This window comes from Streptomyces sp. NPDC002817, assembly GCF_053592055.1.
The window spans coordinates 257472-275667 of the sequence record NZ_JBSFUY010000002.1 but is presented as its reverse complement, the minus strand read 5'-3'; the positions used below and the strand labels follow the sequence as shown (position 1 = coordinate 275667).

17 protein-coding genes are annotated in these 18196 nt (G+C 71.2%); 6 read left to right on the top strand and 11 right to left on the bottom strand.

All coding sequences use genetic code 11. The features are described from left to right. Nucleotides 1-8: 8 nt before the first annotated feature. Both ACWD3I_RS04260 and ACWD3I_RS04255 read left to right on the top strand, forming a co-directional pair. Nucleotides 9-782, top strand: coding sequence for an ABC transporter ATP-binding protein (locus ACWD3I_RS04260; protein ID WP_365408527.1), 774 nt, complete (start codon nucleotides 9-11; stop codon nucleotides 780-782). Further along, nucleotides 779-2371, top strand: coding sequence for a transporter (locus tag ACWD3I_RS04255; protein WP_365408524.1), 1593 nt, complete (start codon nucleotides 779-781; stop codon nucleotides 2369-2371). Before ACWD3I_RS04260 ends, ACWD3I_RS04255 begins: the two co-directional genes overlap by 4 nt. A gap of 137 nt (nucleotides 2372-2508) precedes the next feature. On the opposite strand, the gene ACWD3I_RS04250 is transcribed toward ACWD3I_RS04255, so the two are convergent. Beyond that, on the bottom strand, nucleotides 2509-3450 hold the full coding sequence (locus ACWD3I_RS04250; RefSeq protein ID WP_266890906.1) for an alpha/beta fold hydrolase: 942 nt from the start codon (nucleotides 3448-3450) through the stop codon (nucleotides 2509-2511). Nucleotides 3451-4024: 574 nt separating this feature from the next. Further along, nucleotides 4025-4717: a metal-dependent transcriptional regulator gene (locus tag ACWD3I_RS04245; protein WP_351683104.1), complete on the bottom strand. Its 693-nt coding sequence runs from the start codon at nucleotides 4715-4717 to the stop codon at nucleotides 4025-4027. Between the two features lie 260 nt (nucleotides 4718-4977). On the opposite strand from ACWD3I_RS04245, the gene ACWD3I_RS04240 reads away from it, so the two are divergent. After that, a complete protein-coding gene (locus ACWD3I_RS04240; RefSeq protein ID WP_365408520.1) occupies nucleotides 4978-5733 on the top strand; it encodes an SIS domain-containing protein in 756 nt (251 codons plus the stop codon). Between the two features lie 27 nt (nucleotides 5734-5760). Here the strand turns inward: ACWD3I_RS04240 and ACWD3I_RS04235 are convergent, their stop codons facing one another. The 3 genes from ACWD3I_RS04235 to ACWD3I_RS04225 all read right to left on the bottom strand — a co-directional run bounded on the left by ACWD3I_RS04235 (nucleotide 5761) and on the right by ACWD3I_RS04225 (nucleotide 8111). Continuing rightward, on the bottom strand, nucleotides 5761-7143 hold the full coding sequence (locus ACWD3I_RS04235) for a PAS domain-containing protein (protein WP_365408518.1): 1383 nt from the start codon (nucleotides 7141-7143) through the stop codon (nucleotides 5761-5763). Between the two features lie 133 nt (nucleotides 7144-7276). After that, nucleotides 7277-7681 carry a GNAT family N-acetyltransferase gene (locus ACWD3I_RS04230; RefSeq protein WP_451084035.1) on the bottom strand — a complete coding sequence of 135 codons (405 nt, stop codon included), beginning with the start codon at nucleotides 7679-7681 and terminating at the stop codon, nucleotides 7277-7279. A 31-nt stretch (nucleotides 7682-7712) separates the two neighbouring features. Next, entirely contained in the window at nucleotides 7713-8111 is a 399-nt protein-coding gene (locus tag ACWD3I_RS04225; protein ID WP_365408512.1) for a RidA family protein, read from the bottom strand. A 104-nt stretch (nucleotides 8112-8215) separates the two neighbouring features. Here ACWD3I_RS04225 and ACWD3I_RS04220 point away from each other — a divergent pair, with 104 nt between their 5' ends. Further along, complete coding sequence (locus ACWD3I_RS04220; RefSeq protein WP_365408549.1) at nucleotides 8216-8503, top strand: hypothetical protein; 288 nt, start codon at nucleotides 8216-8218, stop codon at nucleotides 8501-8503. A 535-nt stretch (nucleotides 8504-9038) separates the two neighbouring features. After that, nucleotides 9039-10067 carry an isopenicillin N synthase family dioxygenase gene (locus ACWD3I_RS04215; protein WP_365408509.1) on the top strand — a complete coding sequence of 343 codons (1029 nt, stop codon included), beginning with the start codon at nucleotides 9039-9041 and terminating at the stop codon, nucleotides 10065-10067. Between the two features lie 108 nt (nucleotides 10068-10175). Here ACWD3I_RS04215 and ACWD3I_RS04210 read toward each other — a convergent pair whose 3' ends face one another. After that, a complete protein-coding gene (locus ACWD3I_RS04210) occupies nucleotides 10176-11288 on the bottom strand; it encodes a citrate synthase 2 (protein ID WP_365408506.1) in 1113 nt (370 codons plus the stop codon). 308 nt (nucleotides 11289-11596) lie between these two features. Here ACWD3I_RS04210 and pdxH point away from each other — a divergent pair, with 308 nt between their 5' ends. After that, entirely contained in the window at nucleotides 11597-12226 is a 630-nt protein-coding gene (gene pdxH, locus ACWD3I_RS04205; RefSeq protein WP_365408546.1) for a pyridoxamine 5'-phosphate oxidase, read from the top strand. A 13-nt stretch (nucleotides 12227-12239) separates the two neighbouring features. Here pdxH and ACWD3I_RS04200 read toward each other — a convergent pair whose 3' ends face one another. Genes ACWD3I_RS04200 through ACWD3I_RS04180 form a run of 5 tightly spaced genes read right to left on the bottom strand, consistent with a single transcriptional unit; the run spans nucleotide 12240 to nucleotide 18196 of the window. Further along, entirely contained in the window at nucleotides 12240-12854 is a 615-nt protein-coding gene (locus ACWD3I_RS04200; RefSeq protein WP_365408503.1) for a TetR/AcrR family transcriptional regulator, read from the bottom strand. Continuing rightward, nucleotides 12842-13576: an enoyl-CoA hydratase family protein gene (locus ACWD3I_RS04195; protein ID WP_365408500.1), complete on the bottom strand. Its 735-nt coding sequence runs from the start codon at nucleotides 13574-13576 to the stop codon at nucleotides 12842-12844. Before ACWD3I_RS04195 ends, ACWD3I_RS04200 begins: the two co-directional genes overlap by 13 nt. Next, nucleotides 13573-15141 carry a 4-coumarate--CoA ligase family protein gene (locus tag ACWD3I_RS04190; RefSeq protein WP_365408497.1) on the bottom strand — a complete coding sequence of 523 codons (1569 nt, stop codon included), beginning with the start codon at nucleotides 15139-15141 and terminating at the stop codon, nucleotides 13573-13575. The genes ACWD3I_RS04195 and ACWD3I_RS04190 overlap by 4 nt, the downstream gene beginning before the upstream one ends. Before the next feature lie 17 nt (nucleotides 15142-15158). Next, entirely contained in the window at nucleotides 15159-16292 is a 1134-nt protein-coding gene (locus ACWD3I_RS04185; protein WP_365408494.1) for an acyl-CoA dehydrogenase family protein, read from the bottom strand. Between the two features lie 56 nt (nucleotides 16293-16348). Then, nucleotides 16349-18196: an acetyl/propionyl/methylcrotonyl-CoA carboxylase subunit alpha gene (locus ACWD3I_RS04180; protein WP_365408491.1), complete on the bottom strand. Its 1848-nt coding sequence runs from the start codon at nucleotides 18194-18196 to the stop codon at nucleotides 16349-16351.

Genomic DNA, 18196 nt, shown 5'->3' with positions numbered 1-18196 from the left:
TGGCTTCCATGACGTCGGCAGTGAGTGTGCGTGGGCTCTGGAAGCGGTTCGGCCAGCAGGTCGCCGTCGCCGGGATCGATCTGGAGTTGCCCGCCGGGAAGTTCATCGGGCTCGTCGGACCCAACGGGGCCGGGAAGACCACCACCCTCTCCATGATCACCGGGCTGTTGCGGCCCGATCATGGCTCTGTCGAGGTCGTCGGGCACGACGTCTGGCGGGATCCCGTCGAGGTGAAGGCCCGGATCGGCGTCCTCCCCGAAGGACTGCGCCTCTTCGAACGCCTCTCCGGGCGGGAACTGCTCGCCTACTCCGGGCGGTTGCGCGGTCTGCCCGGCGCCGAGGTCGACAAGCGGGCCACCCAGCTCCTCGACGTCCTCGACCTGGCGGGCGCGCAGCACAAACTGGTCGTCGACTACTCGACCGGCATGCGGAAGAAGATCGGACTCGCGACGGCCCTGCTCCACAATCCCGAAGTGCTGTTCCTGGACGAACCGTTCGAGGGCGTCGACCCCGTCTCCGCACAGACCATCCGGGGGGTGCTGGAGCGGTACACGGGGTCGGGCGCGACCGTCGTCTTCTCCTCCCACGTCATGGAGCTCGTCGAGTCGCTGTGCGACTGGGTGGCCGTGATGGCCGCGGGACGCATCCGGGCGCACGGCCCTCTCGCCGACGTACTCGGAACCGCGCCCTCGCTGCAACACGCCTTCCTGGAACTCGTCGGGGCGGGCACGCGGAACACCGGGTCCGATCTCGACTGGCTGGGCGGCGGGGCGGCACGATGAGCGCCGACGTCACCGCCGTCGTCGTACGGCTGAAGCTGTCACTGTTGCGGAACGGGCTGAAGCAGTCCGGCGGGCGACGCGCCGCGTACATCGCGTCGGCGGTCATCACCCTGCTGTTCGCCGCGCTCCAGCTCCTCGGGCTGATCGCCCTGCGCGGGAACGAGCACGCCGTGTCCGTCGTCGTGCTGCTGGTGGCGGTGCTGGCGCTGGGGTGGGCGGTGATGCCGCTCTTCTTCCCCAGCGGGGACGAGACGCTCGATCCGACGCGCCTGGTGATGCTGCCGCTGCGCCCCCGGCCACTGGTGCGGGCGCTCCTCGCGGCCTCGCTGGTGGGGATCGGGCCGCTGTTCACCCTGTGCCTGCTCGTCGGGTCCGCGATCTCGGTGGCGCACGGCGGACTCGCGTACGTCGTCGGCGTCGTCGCGGTCGTGCTGGCGCTGTTGGTGTGCGTGGCACTCGCGCGGGCCGTGGCCGCCGCCAACGTCCGGCTGCTGACCAGCCGTAAGGGCCGGGATCTGGCCGTACTGAGCGGGCTGGTCATCGCGATCGGGGCGCAGCTCGTCAACTTCGGTGCGCAGCGGCTGGGTTCGAGCGGCCTTGCCGAGCTCGATCCGGCGGGCGAGGTGTTGAAGTGGGTGCCGCCTGCTTCCGCGATCGGGGCGGTGGAGTCGGTGAGCGAGGGGTCGTACGGGGTCGCTGTCGTCCAACTCGCGCTGAGCGCGGGGGCGCTGGCGGGCCTGATCGCCGTATGGGCCCGGCATCTGACCCGGCTGATGACCGCCCCCGACGGGTCCACCCTGCAGTCCGCCGGCGATTCCGGCTCGCGCGAGCGGACGTCGACCGGACTCGGGCGGCTGCTGCCCACCGGGCGCACGGGGACGGTCGTGGAGCGCAGCCTGCGGTACATCTGGCGCGACCCGAAGACCAAGGCGGCGTGGGTGACCTCGCTCGCGATCGGCCTGATCGTGCCCGTGTTCAACGCGCTGCAGGGCACCGGCTCGATCTACTTCGCCTGCTTCGCCGCGGGGATGCTCGGCATCCAGATGTACAACCAGTTCGGCCAGGACACCTCGGCGTTCTGGATGGTCGCCCTGACCATCTCCTCGACCCGGGACGCCTACGTCGAGCTGCGCGGCCGTGCGCTGGCCCTGCTGCTGATCACCCTGCCGTACGCCACCCTCGTGACCGTCCTGACCACGGCGATGCTCGGCGACTGGGCGCGGCTTCCCGAGGCGCTCGGCCTGTCCTTCGCCCTGCTCGGCGCGATGCTGGCGACGGGCGCGTGGGCCTCCGCCCGCTTCCCGTACTCCATCCCGCAGGAGGGCTACAAGAACGTGGCCCCCGGCCAGGCCGGACTCGCCTGGATCTCGATCTTCGGCGGCATGGTCGGCGCGGCCCTGCTGTGCGCCCCGGTCATCGTCCTGACGATCTGGCTGAACGTCAGCGCGGGCGGGGACGACTGGACCTGGCTACTACTGCCGACGGGCGCCGCGTACGGGGCGGCCATCACACTGGCGGGCCTGCACCTGGCGGCACCGAGGACGGCGGCAAGACTCCCGGAGATCCTGGCGGCGGTGAGCAAGGGCTGAAGCGTCTTTCGGGCCGCTGTTCGGCCGGTCATTTCTGACGCAGGGTGCCCGCAACGCCCTCAGGGGCGCGGGGAACTGCGCGACAAGCCACGAACCACCCGCCCACGACGACAGACCCCCGAGTTCCTGGGCGCTCATCACTCCGTGAGCCCGTCGATGAACGGCTCGATCGCCGCCCGCCACGCATCCGGCTGGTCGTAATGAACGAGATGCCCGGCATCAGCGACCTCCGCGTACTCCCCCCGAGGCAGCACCCGCACCATCTCCTGCGCCTCCGCCCGTCCCAACTCCCCGTCGAGCCCTCGCACGACCAACGCGGGGCACCGCACCTGCGCCAACTCCTCCCAGTGCGCGTCGAACACCCACGGTTCCCGGGACTTCAGCATCTGCTCATGCTCGAACACCGGCCGCCATCCGTCCGGCGACTCGGCCATCACCTCGGCGTAGAACTCCCCCCGCGCCGGATTGGGCCGCTCCACCCACGGATCGTCCTCCCCGAACCACTTGCGTACGTCGGCGAGGGTGGCGAAGGGCACGGGCCAGGCCTTGAACCAGTCCGCCCACTCCCGCTGCGAGGCCGCGCCGAGCGCGGAGGCCCGCATGTCGCAGATGATCACTCCGGACACCAGGTCCGGCCGCTTCGCGGCGAGCTGCCAGGCGGTCAGCGCCCCCATGGCGTGGCCGATGAGGACGGCGGGGCCGAGGCCCAGCTGTTCGAGGGCCGCTTCGGCGTCCTCGACGTAGGCCTCGCGGGTGAAGGAGGCCTGTGGAGGCTTGTCGCTGCGGCCGTGGCCGCGCTGGTCGAGGGCGACGGCCCGGTGGCGTTCGGAGAGCCAGCGGGCGGTGGAGGCCCAGTGGGAGGCGCGGCCCATGAGGCCGTGCAGTAAGAGCACGCCGGGCGAAGGATCGAGGGCGCCCTGTGCGGTCCGCTGACCGACGCGCCGCCCGGCTGTCTCGCCGTTCTCCCGGACGCCGTGCTCCGTCGCGTCCCTCGCCGGGTCGGGCTTGGGAGGGTCGCCGAACTCCCAGGCGGCAAGACGTACGCCGCCCGCCCCGGTCACGTCGATGCGCCGCGCCATTGGTCCTGGCACCCCCCTCAACGGGTTCGTCGAAGTCCGTTCCGGCACCGCACCCCGAAGGACGCCGAGCCGGTCGGTCCTGTGAACCGTGTGCTGTCTGCCCTGCCTGACGTGCCTGCTGTCGTGCCGCCCCCTCCCTGAAGCGCACGTTCCGCCCGACGTGTCACCCGAAGGCTATCGAAAGCCCATTCGAGAATGCGGTTTCCGCCGACAACACCCCTCGTTTGAGTGACCTTGCTCAAGGATTGATCGTCGCCGCCGAGGGGAGATCTTCAGCGGGAGGCGGACCGGTCGGGGAAACCGGTCCGAGGGGAATGACCCTGGGAGCTCGGGGCTCCGGGTCAGCACAGGGGAGGACAGGCCCCGGCGCCATATGGCGCCGGGGCCCTCCACACGTCTGCGGCACATCCTCCCCGCCCCCTCAGGTCATATGCCTCACGCGACAGCCTCGCACGCGGGGCGTCCGAGCGCTGCGATTCGGCACAGTGAATCTTGGAATCGACGAGATCATCGGGATGCCACAACTGCCTCTGTCGTCCCGGCAGTTGAACACCCGACAGAAGGTGTACGACGGTCAGCGCTTGGCGACGAACACATGCGACGCGACGTCCGACTCCAGCTCGGCCGCCTCACCCCCGCTGCCCACCAGCACCCCGCCGGCCGACTCCGTCACGCTCACCACCGAACCGGGCTGCACGCCCGCCCGGCGCAGCGTGTACATCAGCTGGGCGTCGGTCTGGATCGGCTCGCCGATACGCCGGACGACGACCGTCTTGCCCTCCGGACCCGGGTCCAGGTCGGCCAGCGACACCATGCCCTCGTCCAGGAACGGGTCGGCGCCGTCCTTCTCGCCGAGCTCCTCCAGGCCGGGGATGGGGTTGCCGTACGGCGACTCGGTGGGGTGGCGGAGCAGCTCGAGCACCCGCCGCTCCACGGCCTCGCTCATCACGTGCTCCCAGCGACACGCCTCGGCGTGCACCTGCTCCCACTCCAGCCCGATGACGTCGACGAGCAGGCACTCCGCGAGCCGGTGCTTGCGCATCACGCGCGTCGCCAGCCGGCGCCCCTCGTCGGTCAGCTCCAGGTGCCGGTCGCTCGCCACGGACACCAGCCCGTCGCGCTCCATCCGCGCCACCGTCTGGCTGACGGTCGGCCCGCTCTGGTCGAGCCGCTCGGCGATCCGGGCGCGCATGGGGACCACACCTTCCTCCTCCAGCTCGAGGATGGTGCGGAGATACATCTCCGTGGTGTCGATCAGTCCGGACATACGTGCCCCTCGATGAGATCTGCCGGAAGCGCAACGACTTCGCGGCGCGTGCGCTGGCCCTGGCCTCAATTCTGACGCATAGCACTGACAACCGTGCCGCGCCGGTGAAACGAGCTGGTTTCGGCAGCGCTCCGGTGGCGTCGGTGCCGGGCGCAGGCGGGTTCGCGCACGGGCCGTCACGGCTCGGCCCCGCCGTATTGACACCGCAGTGGTCCAGACCGCACGGTGATCCGCGACACAGCCGACCCGAAGGGGCCCGTATGAGCGACGGCACGCCCGCCGACCGGTTCTTCGACGCTGCGATCGGCCTGCTCCAGCGGGTCCGCGAGGAGGAGGCCGCGCACATCGACGCGGCCGGGGCGCTCCTCGCCGACACCGTCGCCGCCGGGGGCCGGCTGTTCGCCTTCGGCGCCGGGCACTCCTCGCTCGCCGCGCAGGACGTCGTCTACCGCGCCGGCGGTCTCGCACTGATGAACCTGCTCACCGTCCCCGGTGTCGTCGGCGTCGACGTCATGCCCGCCACGCTCGGCTCCGCCCTGGAGCGCGTCGACGGCCTCGCGACCGCCGTCCTCGACTCCTCCCCGCTCCGCGCGGGCGACACCCTCGTGATCATCTCCCTCTCCGGCCGCAACGCCCTCCCCGTCGAGATGGCGATGAGCGCACGCGCGCGCGGCGTGAAGGTCATCGGCGTGACCTCGGTGGCGTACGCCTCGGAGACGACCCCCCGCCACTCCTCCGGCACCTACCTCAAGGACCACTGCGACGTCGTCCTCGACTCCAAGATCGCCATCGGCGACGCGGAACTCACCCTCGACACCGTCCCCGCCCCCTTCGCCCCCGCCTCCACGGTCGTCACCTCGGCACTCCTCCAGGCCGCCGTGGCAACGGCGGCGGCCGACCTGGCGGCACGGGGCATCGAGCCCCCGATGCTGCGGTCGGGGAACGTGGACGGGGGGCTGGCGTGGAACGCGCGGGTGTTCGAGGAGTACGGGGACCGGATCTTCTACCGGCACTAGCGGGCGGCTGGACGGCGGACCGTCACCTCACCGTCGTAGAACCCCCGCCAGATCGAGCGCCGAGGCGATCCGCACCGCCACATCCTCCGCGTACACCGCGTCGGACCGCTCGAACTGGCTCCGCCCGGCCCCCCGCAGGAACGTCACGACCCCCAGCGTCCGCCCCCGGCTCCGCAGGACCGCGCACAGCGCGTGTACCGCGTCCCCCGGCCACTGCCGGGCCACGGCCCACTCGCGTGCCTTCTCGGGCGGTACCGCCCCCACGCTGGCCCGTACGGCGCCCGTCCGGTCCACGCACTGGAGCGCCGGATGTCCCTCGGCGTAGCGCACGGGCAACCCGGCCTGTCCGGTCAGCAGGCTCGGGCCCGGCGCCCCGGAAGGCGTCGAGGCGACCCGTACCAGCCGTACCGGTGTGTCCGACTCGGCGGCCGGTTCCCCCGCGACCCGGTCGATCAGCGCGTGGTCGGCGAAGCCGGCGAGGGCGAAGTCCAGGTGGATCGTCGCGGCCTCGGCCGGGTCCTCGCACTCGGCGGCGGCCCGGGCCGCCCGGTGCAGCTGGTTGGTGCGGAAGCGCAGCAGGGACGCCTCCTGCTCGGCCTGCTTGGCCTCGGTGACGTCGTTGAAGAGCCATCCGACGCCCAGCGGCACCGGCTCCTCGGCGAGCGGCGAGGCCAGGCGTACGAAGCCGCAGCGCCAGCAGCGCCGCTGTTCGCCCTCGGGCGTGCGCACGCTCACCCAGATCTCGGCGGGTGCGGGCGGCGCGCCCTCGGCCAGCACATGGGTGAGCGCGCTCTCCAGCTCCTCCACACCCTGCGCGAGCAGCTCCCCGAGGGGCCGCCCCAGGACGGACCTACGGCCGATGCCGAGGGCCCGGGCCGCGTGCGCGTTCACCGCTGCCGGCCGTAGATCGGCGTCGACGAGCACGACACCCCAGCTGGCGTCCTCGAACAGGGCCTCGCTCAGTGCGATGGACCGCTCCAGGTCGATCTGCGCGTGCACCTCGCTGAAGGCGCAGTACACCCCGGCCGGCTTCCCGTCGGATCCGCGTACGGCGGCCGACTGGGTCCGTACGAGGACCCGCCCGCCCTCCTTGGTCAGCAGGGCGAACTCGTGCACCTGCCGTCCGGGAGCCCGCATGGCGGACAGCAGCCACCCCTCGACCTCCTGGGCGTCCGCGCTGCGCACCGCCCACCCGGCGAACCCCTGCCGCCCCACCGCCTCCGCCGCGGTCCAGCCCAGGATCCGTTCGGCCTCGCGGTTCCAGTGGGTGACGACGCCGTCGGCGTCGAAGGCACACAGTGCCGCGTCCATGCCGTCGAGCAGGGCAGCGAGCAGATCCGCGCCGTCGGGCTGTTCGGGCTCGTCGGGCCCCAGCTCGTCGGTGGTCCCACTACGCCGCGAAGCACTCACCTGGACCCCCTGCAGGCTGCGTCCGTCCGTCCGGCACGTCGGTTCGCTCACTTGCAATCATCTAACTGGAACGTGACGCAGCACACACCGGGTTCCCGCAAGTTGGGGGAATCGTTGTACGCCGCTTCTGTCTCTACGGTGCCCGATCCAGCCTGAGGTCGACCCACAGGTCGGTCTCGGGCGGCAGCACATAGCGTTCGACCTCGGTGAATCCGTGTCTCTCGGCGAAGCGCAGACCGTCCTCGTTGACGGCCAGGACACAGGTCTCGATCGTGGTGGCGCCCAGCACGCGTGCGTGGGCGAGCCCGTTCTCGTACAGCGCCGTCCCGAACCCCTGCCGCCGGTGCTCGGGCAGCACGCGCGCGATGACCGTCGCCGCCCCGTCCTCCGGGGGCCGCACCGTGGAGCAGCCGACGAGCACGTCACCGACGTACGCGTTCTCCAGCCGGTACCGCGCGCCGCGCTCCCGCACCGTGGCGAGGTCCAGCTCGTCGGCCGGAATGATCACGTTGTGGACGTATCGCCACTGCTCGAGCATGGCGTCGCCCACGGCGGGCTCTATTCGAACATCAGGCACGAGATCCGCTTTCCCGCCGCGCGTACACCTCAATCTCGATCTTCATACGAGGATCCGCGAGCCCGCACATCATCATCGTCGCCGCCGGCCGCACCTCCCCGAACGTCCGCCGCAGCACCGGCCAGCACGGCTCGAAGTCCTCCCGGTCGGGCAGGAGGTACCGCACGCGGACGACATCGGCGAAGGTGCAGTCCGCCTCCGCCAGTGCCGCACCGATGTTCCGTACGCACTGCTCGGCCTGTTCGACGACGTCGTCGGAGATCGTCATCGTCGTGTAGTCGAACCCGGTCGTCCCCGACACATGCACCCGGTCGCCGTCGACGACGGCCCGGGCGTAGCCGATCTGTTCCTCGAACACCGAACCACTGAGAATCGCGAGTCGCTCTGTCATGGGGCGAACGCTAGGAGTCGCGCCGTTGATCCGTCCATGGCGATTCCGGCGCCGTGAGCCGCTCCCTCGCCGTCATCGGCGGCGGCTGCTCCGACGACAGCTTCATGGACTTCCGTGCGGGGCTGATCGCCCAGGGACGCGAGGGGTACGAGCGGGCGGCCGCCGTGCCGGACAGCCTCCGCGGATCATGCCGAGGTCATCGGCGCGGCCGCCGACTTCGAGGACCGGACGCTCTTCCACGAGGATGCCGACTACTGCGCCTCGGACGCGTACGAGCGGATCACCGGAGACGGCGAGGCCTTCTACGGGGCCTGGAGACAGTACGCAGCGGATCATCCGGACCCCCGCGCCGAGACCGACATGGGCGAGGACTTCGACTTCGACGACGATGACGGGATGCGGCGACGGCTGCCCCGGCTCGCCTTGCTCTTCCTTTCCGAAAAACCGGTTGATCGGTGGCCGACCGGTTCCTAGGGTGTGGCGTATCGCTGAAAGGAGGTGATCGGGTTAATGAGTGACACCCGGGCGCGAGAGGTGGCTGCGGGCTAGCGGCCTGCCACCACACGAAGTGCGGTGCCGGACCAGCGTGTGCGAGACGCACGCAGCCGGCCAATCCAACGCAGTCACCCGACCCGCAAGCTCGCCGGTACGTCCGGCCGGCTCCCCCGCTCCGGCGGCGGGAACCCGAGCTTGCGGGTCGTCTGCGTTCCTGGAGGATTTCCGGGAGTGATCTGCGACACCCGCGTTTCTTCCGGCGCGCAGTACCCTGACCTCATGCTTTCGCTCGTTCGACGCCGCCACGTGGACTACGTCCGCGTCACGAGCATGGGCTGTCGACGCTCCATCTGAGCCTCCGGCCCCTTCTGACGCAGCCACCCGCTGCCGCTTCCTCCTTTCCTGCTTCTTCTCCTTCTGTGGACGAACTCCATGACGAACGTGCCGACGAATCCGTCGTACCAGCAGCTCCCGATCATCGATCTCTCCGCCGCCGATCGCGGCCCCCAAGCCCGTGCGCTGCTCCGTGCCCAGCTGCACAGTGCCGCCCATGACGTGGGGTTCTTCCAGCTCGTCGGGCATGGGGTCAGCCGTGAGGAGGTCGGTTCCCTGCTCTCCGCCATGCGGAGGTTCTTCGACCTTCCCGAAGCGGAGCGACTCGCCATCGACAACGTCCGCTCGCCGCACTTCCGTGGATACACACGGACCGGGGACGAGCGGACGGGGGGCAGCAGGGACTGGCGGGACCAGCTCGACATCGGGGCCGAGCGGGAGGCTCGCATACCGGGTGCCGATGAGCCCGCCTACTGGTGGCTCCAGGGCCCCAACCAGTGGCCGGGCTCACTGCCCGAGCTGCGGACCGCCGCGCTGGGGTGGGTCGAACGGCTCAGCTCCGTCGCCGAGCGGCTGCTGCACGAGCTGCTCGCTTCCATCGGAGCGCCGGCCGACTTCTACGACCCGGTCTTCGGGGCGCACGCCCATCCGCATCTGAAGCTCGTGCGGTACCCGGGGAGTGCCGGGGACGGCGCCGATCAGGGGGTCGGTGCCCACAAGGACTACGGGTTCCTGACCCTGCTGCTCCAGGACCAGGTCGGCGGGCTCCAGGTGCAGCGCGAGGACGGGCAGTTCCACGATGTGCCGCCGCTGGACGGGGCGTTCGTCGTGAATCTCGGTGAGCTGCTGGAGGTGGCCACCAACGGGTATCTCGTCGCCACGAATCACCGGGTCGTCTCCCCGCCCGGGGCGACCGAGCGGTTCTCCGTCCCGTTCTTCTACAACCCGCGCCTCGACGCGCGCGTGGAGCCGCTGTCCTTCCCGTACGCCTCCGCCGCACCGGGCGTCTCCGACGACCCCACCAACCCGCTGTTCGCGGAGTACGGCTACAACGAACTGAAGGGCAAGCTCCGGGCGCATCCACTGGTGGCGGAGCGCCACCACGGCGGCCTGCTGGCTCCGGCCTAGTTCAACACCCCGAGGGGGCGCGGGGCTGTGTCGATCTGCGGCTCCCGCCGCGTGGGCGCGACAAGCCGCATCGCACCCGCAGTCACCCGCGCCCCTCAGGCACCTCTCTCAGTGGGCGATGTCCTCGAACCCCGAGACATCCTGCGGACTACGCGACCCCGGCCCCACATACCGCGCGGACGGCCGCACGAGCCGTCCCGTCCGCTTCTGCTCCAGGATGTGCGCCGACCAGCCCGCCGTACGCGCGCACGTGAACATCGACGTGAACATGTGCGCCGGCACCTCGGCGAAGTCCAGGACGATGGCCGCCCAGAACTCGACGTTGGTCGCGAGCACCCGGTCGGGACGGCGGGCGTGCAGCTCCGCCAGGGCCGCCTTCTCCAGGGCTTCGGCGACCTCGAAGCGCGGCGCGCCCAGCTCACGGGCCGTACGTCGCAGCACGCGCGCGCGGGGGTCCTCGGCGCGGTAGACGCGGTGGCCGAAGCCCATCAGGCGCTCGCCCTTGTCGAGGGCCTGCTTGACGTACGCGTCGGCGTCCCCGGTGCGCTCGATCTCCTCGATCATGTGCAGGACGCGGGAGGGGGCGCCGCCGTGCAGCGGGCCGGACATGGCTCCCACGGCGCCCGAGAGGGCGGCGGCGACGTCCGCGCCGGTGGAGGCGATGACCCGGGCCGTGAACGTGGACGCGTTCATGCCGTGCTCGGCGGCGGACGTCCAGTACGCGTCGACCGCGGCGACGTGCTTGGGGTCGGGTTCGCCGCGCCAGCGGATCATGAAGCGTTCGACGACGGACTGGGCCTTGTCGATCTCGTTCTGCGGGACCATGGGGCGGCCCTGGCCGCGGGCGGACTGGGCGACGTACGACAGGGCCATGACGGCCGCCCTCGCGAGGTCGTCGCGGGCCTGGGCCTCGTCGATGTCGAGGAGGGGTTTCAGGCCCCAGACGGGGGCCAGCATCGCGAGCGCGGACTGGACGTCCACTCGGATGTCGCCGGAGTGCACGGGGATCGGGAACGGCTCGGCGGGCGGCAGGCCGGGGCGGAAGGCGCCGTCGACGAGCAGGCCCCAGACGTTGCCGAACGAGACGTTGCCGACCAGGTCCTCGATGTCGACGCCCCGGTACCGCAGGGCGCCGCCTTCCTTGTCCGGTTCGGCGATCTCCGTCTCGAACGCGACGACTCCTTCGAGGCCAGGTACAAAGCCGGGGTCGAGGTCGGACATCAGGCGGCTCCTCATGATGTGTGCGACAGGTCTTGTCGGGGGCGGTGCGGGGACAACCTGCGGAAGGGACGGCTCCGGATGGTCGGTTGGCCCTGTGATGCCCCGTACGGCAGGTGGTCACCCCACCGCGGGGACATCTGCACCATATCCCCGAGTGCCACCTTTGGGGAGCTCTTGCGGCACTGAGTGCCACCCTTGTGCGGTGGGCCCCGACCGGCTCTCCGGCGGATTCCATACGGCAGGATGACGGCGTGACCGACGCAGACGCCGTCTCCCGCGACCCCGTACCCTTCCCCGATCCCGCCGCCATGCGCAAGCAGTACCGGGCCGAAGGGCTCGCCGAGGTCGACCTCGCCGCCACGCCCGTGGGGCAGTTCGCGCGCTGGTTCAAGCAGGCCGCGACGGAGGCCCAGCTGTTCGAACCGAACGCCATGGTGGTCTCCACGGCGGACGCGGAGGGCCGGCCCACCTCTCGTACGGTGCTGCTGAAGCAGTTCGACGAGCAGGGGTTCGTGTTCTACACGAACTACGGCTCCCGCAAGGCGCGTGACCTCTCCGAGAATCCGTACGTCTCGCTGCTCTTTCCGTGGCACCCGATGGCCCGGCAGGTCGTCGTCACGGGTGTCGCGCGCCGTACCGGGCGGGACGAGACCGCCGCGTACTTCCGGACCCGCCCGCACGGTTCGCAGCTCGGGGCGTGGGCCAGTGCCCAGTCGTCGGTGATCGCCACACGGACGGACCTGGAGGCGTCGTACGCCGAGCTCGAGGCCCGCTATCCGGAGGGCGAGCAGGTGCCGGTGCCGCCGAACTGGGGTGGTTTCCGGGTGGCTCCGCAGACGGTGGAGTTCTGGCAGGGCCGGGAGAACCGGCTGCACGACCGGCTGCGGTACGTGGCGGAGCCGGACGGGAGCTGGCGGGTGGAGCGGCTCAGTCCCTGAGCGCGGCGGGCGCTCAGCCCAGCGCGTCGTCCAGCAGTACGGCCCACTGGGCGACGACCCGTTCCCGGCGCCCCGCGTCGTCCGTGAGCAGGTTGGCCAGCCCCAGGCCCCGGGCCATGTCCAACAGGCCCTGGACCGTCTCCCGCACCCCGGGCCTGGACTCGTCCGCGCCCAGGAGCTCCACCGCGATGCGGTGGCTGTCGCGGCCGACGCGGGCCTCCAGCTCCGTCACGTTGGGGCGGAGCTGGTCCTCGTTGGAGGCGGCGACCCACAGATGCAGGGCCGCGCGGAACAGAGGGCCGGTGTAGAGGTCGACGAGGGCTGCCACCACGGTGCGCCGGTCGGCCGTCGTGCCCTGCGGAAAGAGCGCCCGCAGAGCCGTCGAGCGTTCCTCCGCCACGTACTCCACCGCCGCCGTGAACAGGTCCTCCCGGGTCGGGAAGTGGTGCTGGGCGGCGCCTCGGGAGACGCCCGCGCGTTCGGCGACGACGGACACCGTGGAGCCCGCCCAGCCGTGTTCGGCGAGGCAGGCCACGGCGGCTTCCAGGAGCCGCTGCCGGGTGGCCCGGCTGCGGTCCTGTTTGGGAGTACGTTCCACACGGTCGCCGACCGTGCTCACAGCGCCCATGCGGGGTCCCGTCGTTCCAGAAAGGCCGTCATGCCCTCGCGGGCCTGTGCGGAGGCGAACAGGCGGGCCGAGAGTGCGCTGAGGTCGGCCGCGTCCCGGTCGAAGGCTTCCAGCACCCTAGCGGTGAGCAGCTGTTTCGTCTCCGCCAGGCCTTCGGGGGCCGCCTTGCGGAGGCCGTCCAGGATGGGTTCCAGTACGTCGTCCACGTCGTCGCCGGTCGCCGTCAGGAGGCCGATGCGGGCGGCCTCGGCGGCGTCGAAGCGTTCGCCGGTGAGGTAGTAGCGGGCGAGGGCGCGGGGGTCGGTGCGGGGCAGCAGCGGCAGGGAGATCACCGCGGGGGCCACCCCGATCCGTACCTCCGTGAAGGCGAAGCTCGACTCGGTGGCCGCCACCCCGATGTCGCAGGCCGCCAGCAGGCCCAGTCCGCCCGCACGGACGTGACCGGTGACCCGGGCGAGCACCGGTTTGGGGAGCCCGACGATCTGCCGGAGCAGTCCCACCAGGGCCTGGGGATCCGGTGGGTCCTTCAGGTCGGCGCCCGCGCTGAACGTGTTCCCGGTGTGGGTGAGGACGATCGCGCGTACGTCGCCGTCCTTCTCCCCTTCGGCCAGGGCGGTCGCCAGCCCGCCCACCAGCGCGGCCGACAGGGCGTTGCGGTTGTGCGGCGAGTCGAGGGTGAGGGTCTCGATTCCCCGCGCGCGTGCGCGGCCGATCAGTGTCACTGGAGCTCCCTCAGTCGGCGGCGCAGGATCTTCCCGGAGGCGGCCCGCGGTACCCCGTCGATGAAGGTGACCTGGCGGACGCGTTTGTAGGGGGCGACGCGTTCGGCGACGTACATCATGACCTCTCCTTCGGAGAGGTCGGTGACGGTGGGCTGGCGGACCACGTACGCGTGCGGGACCTCGTTGCCGTCGTCGTTGTAGACGCCGATGACGGCGGCGTCGGCGATGCCGGGGTGGGTGAGGAGGAGGGCCTCGAGCTCGGCCGGGGCGACCTGGAAGCCCTTGTACTTGATGAGCTCCTTGACCCGGTCGACGACGAACAACCAGCCGTCGGCGTCGGCATGGCCCACGTCGCCGGTGTGCAGCCAGCCGTCGGGGTCGATCATGGCGGCGGTGGCGTCGGGGCGGCCCAGGTAGCCCTTCATGACCTGGGGGCCGCGGATGAGGATCTCGCCGTCCTCTGCGACGCCGACGTCCTTGTCGGGGTCGTCGAGGGAGACGATGCGCATCTCGGTGCCGGCGACGAGGCGGCCGACCGTGCCGGGCGGTGCGTGGCGCATGGCGGCCAGGGGGACGACGTGGGTGCCGGGCGAGAGTTCCGTCATGCCGTACGCCTGGCCCACGGGCGGCAGGTTCAGGCGCTGCGAGCAGGCCTCGGCGAGCTTGGCGTCCAGGGGGGCGGCGGCGCTGATGATGTATTGCAGCGTCGACAGGTCGTACTGGGTGACCAGCGGGTGCTTGGCGAGGGCCAGGACGATCGGCGGGGCGACGTACAGGCCGGTGATGCGGTGGTTCTGGATGGCCGCGAGGAAGGTCTCCAGGTCGAAGCGGGGCAGGACGACGACGGTGGCGCCGTTGCGCAGGGGCCCGTTCATGAGGGCCGTCAGACCGTAGATGTGGAAGAAGGGCAGCACGGCCAGGATGCGGTCGCCGGGGCCCACCGCGAGGGCGGGCGAGAGCTGCGCGAGGTTGGTGGCCAGCTGGCGGTGGGTGAGCATGACGCCCTTGGGGATGCCGGTCGTGCCCGAGGAGTACGGCAGTGCCGCCACGTCCTCCACGGGGTCGATGTCGATGACCGGTTCCGGGGCCGTCGAGCCCAGCATGTCGATGAGCGAGCGGTGTCCCGGCGCGCTGTCGCAGACGAAGATCTCCTCGACGCCGCCCGCGAGTTCGGCCGCCCGGCGGGCCGTCCCCAGCAGCGGGGAGACGGTGACGATCCAGCGGGCCGCGGAGTCCTTGAGCTGCTTGGCGAACTCCTCCGGCGTGGCCAGCGGGTGCACGGTGGTGACGGTGGCCCCCGCGCGCGTGGCGGCGTAGAACGCCGTCGGGAACGCGATCGTGTTGGGGCTGTGCAGCGCGAGCACGTCCCCCTTGGTCACCCCCGCCTCGGCGAGACCGGCGGCGACGCGCCGGTGGAACACGTCCAGTTGGGCGTACGTGAGGGTGGTGCCGTCCGTGCCGTCGATCAGCGCGGGGTTCTCGCCGAACTCGGCCGCCCGGCCCAGGACGGCCTCGTGGATGGGGAGTTCGACGGGTGGGACGTCTGCGTACTCGCTGCGGAACACGGTTCCTCCAAGACGGCCTAGTACGACTTGGGCAGGCCCAGGGTCTGGTGGGAGACGTAGTTGAGAATCATCTCCCGGCTCACCGGAGCAATACGAGCCACGCGCGAGGCCGTTATCAACGAGGCGAGCCCGAATTCCCGGGTGAGGCCGTTTCCGCCGAGGGTGTGCACGGCCTGGTCGACCGCCTTCACGCAGGCCTCCCCCGCCGCGTACTTCGCCATGTTGGCGGCCTCGCCCGCGCCGACGTCGTCGCCGGTGTCGTAGAGATGGGCCGCCTTCTGCATCATCAGGCGGGCCAGTTCGAGGTCGATGTGCGCCTGCGCCAAGGGGTGCGCGATGGCCTGGTGGGCGCCGATGGGGGCGTTCCAGACGGTGCGGTCGCGGGCGTACTCGATGGCTTTGGCGAGCGCGTACCGGCCCATGCCGATCGCGAAGGCGGCCGTCATGATGCGTTCGGGGTTCAGGCCGGCGAAGAGCTGGAGCAGGCCCGCGTCCTCGTCTCCGACGAGTGCGTCGGCGGGGAGGCGTACGTCGTCGAGGGTCAGCTCGAACTGCTTCTCCACCGCCTGGAGTTCCATGTCGATCTGGCGGCGGGTGAAGCCTTCCGCGTCCCGGGGGACGATGAAGAGGCAGGGCTTGAGGCGGCCGGTTCGGGAGTCCTCGGCGCGGCCGACGATGAGGGTGGCGTCGGCCATGTCGACGCCGGAGATGAAGACCTTGCGGCCGGTGAGGAGCCAGTCGGTGCCGTCTCTGCGGGCCGTGGTGGTGATGCGGTGGCTGTTGGAGCCGGCGTCGGGTTCGGTGATGCCGAAGGCCATGGTGCGGGTGCCGTCCGCGAGGGCGGGGAGCCACTCGCTCTTCTGGGCGTCGGTTCCGAAGCGGGCGATGACTGTGCCGCAGATGGCCGGGGAGACGACCATCATGAGGAGGGGGCATCCTGCGGCGCCCAACTCCTCCAGGACCAGGGAGAGTTCGGAGATGCCGCCGCCTCCACCGCCGTATGCCTCCGGCAGGTTGACGCCGAGGTAGCCGAGTTTGGCCGCCTCGGACCAGAGTTGTTCGCGGTCGTAGGTGCGGCCGTGGCGTTTGCCGAGGGCGGCTACCGCTGCTCGGAGGGCTTTGTGTTCGTCGGATTCGATCGTGGATGGCATGGGACTCCTCCCGGGTGCGAGTTGTCTGTGGGTGGTCGCGCAGTTCCCCGCGCCCCTCAGGCGGGTTCGACCACCGCCAGTAGAGAGCCGACCGTTACCTGTTGGCCGGGCAGTACCTGGAGAGCGCTCAGCACTCCTGCGACCGGTGCCGTGATCTTGTGTTCCATCTTCATTGCCTCCAGCCACAGGAGGGGCTCTCCGGCCTTCACCGGCGCTCCTACGGCCAAGTTCTCCGCGACCCTGACCACCGTTCCCGGCATCGGGGCCACCAAGGAACCCGGGGCCAGCTGGGCCGCGGGGTCCGAGAAGCGGGGCAGCGCCCTGAGCCGGGTCGCGTTGACGTACACCTCGTCGCCGTACCTCGTCACCTCGAACTTGCGCTGCACCCCCTCCACTTCGAGTACGACCAGAGCCGCGTCCGCGTGCACGACCCGCACCCCGTCCGCCTCCAGGCCGTTCCGGGTGTGGCGGTAGCGGACCTCGTGCTCCTCGCCTGCCAGTTCGTAGCGCCTGGTCTGGGGCTGGGAGGGGACGTTGCGCCAGCCTCCGCCGAAGCGGGAGCGGCCGTGGGCGTCGCGGAGGGCGGCGGCCAGGGGGGCGTACGGGTCGGGGGGCGGGGGTGTCAGAGAGGCGAGGTGGCGGTCGTAGAAGGCGGTGGTCATCGCCGCCGTCGTGAACTCCTCGTGGCGCAGGCTGCGGACCAGCAGGTCCCTGTTGGTCGTGGGGCCGTGGATCGTGGCCCGTTCCAGCGCGCCCGCCAGTTTGCGGAGTGCCTCCGCGCGTGTGGGGGCGTGGGCGATGACCTTGGCGAGCAGGGGATCGTAGTGGACGCCGATCTCGGTGCCGTCGTCGTAGCCGGTGTCGAGGCGGACGGCTTCCGGGACGGTCAGGCGGTGGAGGGTGCCGGTCTGGGGAGTCCAGTCGGTCGACGGGTCCTCGGCGTAGAGGCGGGCCTCGATGGCGTGGCCACGCGCGTGTGGTGGTTCGTCCGCGTCCAGCGCGCGGCCTTCCGCCACCGCGATCTGGAGAGCCACCAGGTCCACGTCGAACACCGCCTCCGTCACCGGGTGTTCGACCTGGAGGCGGGTGTTCATCTCCAGGAACTGCGCCTTGCCGTCGGCGACCAGGAACTCGACCGTGCCGGCGCCCACGTAGTCGACCGCGCGGGCGGCGCGTACGGACAGCGCGTGCAGCTCGGCCACGAGCGCGTCGGAGAGTCCGGGTGCCGGGGACTCCTCGATGACCTTCTGGTGGCGGCGCTGGAGGGAGCAGTCGCGGCTGCCGAGCGCCCAGACCGTGCCGTGGGTGTCGGCGAGGATCTGAACCTCGACGTGGCGGCCGTTCTCGATGTACGGCTCCAGGAAGACCTCACCGTCCCCGAAGGCGCTCGCGGCCTCGGCGCGGGCGCCCTCCAGTGCGGCGCCCAGCTCCTCCATGCGGCGCACGACCCGCATCCCGCGCCCCCCGCCGCCCGCCGCCGCCTTCACCAGCAGCGGCAGATCGGCCTCCGTGGGCTCTCCCAGCGGCGCGAGGCCCATCAGCTCCTTCGCGCGCGTCTTGGACGCCATCGCCTCGATCGACGACGGGCTCGGCCCGATCCACACCAGCCCCGCGTCCAGGACGGCGCGTGCGAAGTCCGCGTTCTCGGAGAGGAAGCCGTAGCCGGGGTGCACGGCGTCCGCGCCGGCCGCGACCGCCGCCTTCACGATCAGGTCGCCGCGCAGATACGTCTCCGCGGGGGTCGCCCCCGGCAGCCGTACCGCCGTGTCGGCCACGCGCGCGTGGAGGGCGTTCGCGTCGGCGTCCGAGTGCACGGCGACCGTCCGGATTCCCGATTCACGGCAGGTGCGGAAGACGCGGCAGGCGATCTCGCCGCGGTTCGCGACGAGGACAGAAGTGATCAC